The sequence below is a fragment of the Mesorhizobium sp. M7A.F.Ca.CA.001.08.2.1 genome, from assembly GCF_003998455.1.
Classification (GTDB): Bacteria; Pseudomonadota; Alphaproteobacteria; order Rhizobiales; family Rhizobiaceae; genus Mesorhizobium; species Mesorhizobium ciceri.
In genome coordinates this window covers 1-1,245 of the sequence record NZ_RZPW01001171.1, presented here as the reverse complement: position 1 = coordinate 1,245, position 1,245 = coordinate 1, and the positions used below count along the sequence as shown (strand labels likewise).

Genomic DNA, 1,245 nt, shown 5'->3' with positions numbered 1-1,245 from the left:
GCATAAGGTTGATTTTTCTCGACGCTTGCCGTGACAATCCGCTTGCCGAAGTGCTGGCAAAGACCGCCGGCGTGAAGGGAGCAAGAAGCGGCCTTGCCGAAATTCCCATCGAGAATGGTGGCGCCGGCACGCTTGTCGCGTTCGCCACCAGTCCCAATCAGGTCGCCTTTGACGGGTCGGGCCAACATTCGCCGTTCGCTTCGGCGCTGCTGGCGCATATGGGCGAAACAAACGTTTCCATCACCGAAGCCATGAACCGCGTTACCGCCGATGTCTTCAAGGTAACCGCCGGCAAACAGCGCCCCTGGAGCAATGTCTCGCTGACCACTGAGGTCGTCCTGCACAAGATCGACCTCAACGCACCGCTGATCGTCGGCGAGGCGACCACTCAGAAATCGGAAGCCGGTTCGGATGGGCGAAACGTTGCGGCAAACCCGTCGGGCGCCGACGACGCCCAACTTTCGCTCGATATGCTTCGTCAGAAAATCCCAAGGCTTGCCTCCGACGAGCCTATCTTTTTTGACCATCCTGTCGATTTCGGCGATCCGGAAATCGACGGCAAGAGCATTGCGGAGCTGATCAAGGGCAAGCCACGCTTCAGTCCTGTGGAGGGGCTCGACAAGTCGGTATGGGAAGGAAAGCACTGCGACGGTTGCCATGAATGGAACGAGGCCCGGCTGTGTGAACAGTCGAAAAATTTCGCCGCCAACGACGTGTCTGTCTTACGGCTTCAACATCCGCTTGGAACGCGCTTCAAGGTGGCGCTCGCAAAATGGGCGCAAGGTGGCTGTAAGTAAGCCAGGATGATGACGGCATCCATCGGTTTCTGCCGGGCGAATGCTCTAATCCGCATCCGCTGCTTGGCTCAGGGCCTCGATCTCAGCCATCTGGATGCCCATTTCGACAAATGCCGAAAGAACGGTGAACCGGTCAGCCAGTGCGACACGCGCCAGTCCGGCCAGAATCCCGGCATTGATTGCGTGGGCGGCTGGAAACGGCAGCAACGCCGGTGCCATCGTCGCGGCCCTGGCCGAACCATTGTCACGCCATCCCGCGGCCAGAGCAATCCAGCCGACCGGCGTTGTTGGCGGCGTCGCGCCGGCTGTGCTGAGCGCCGCCTGGTGGCGGAGACTGTCCGGTTCGCCCACCCAGTTGTGGACCAGCGGGAGCAACTGATGATCGGTCTCATCCAACAGGTCGGCCAGGTGGCTCAGGCATTCATGGGCCCACCAGACCGCGGCTCGC

The 1,245-nt window shown here is 60.8% G+C and carries 2 protein-coding genes; one reads left to right on the top strand and one right to left on the bottom strand.

Annotated features, from left to right (window positions below):
• Positions 1–797 (top strand): caspase domain-containing protein (locus tag EN914_RS35910; RefSeq protein ID WP_206527327.1); only part of this gene is annotated, 797 nt, incomplete at its 5' end.
• Positions 798–842: 45 nt separating this feature from the next.
• Here EN914_RS35910 and EN914_RS35905 read toward each other — a convergent pair.
• Positions 843–1,245 (bottom strand): DUF6931 family protein (locus EN914_RS35905; RefSeq protein ID WP_127389711.1); only part of this gene is annotated, 403 nt, incomplete at its 5' end.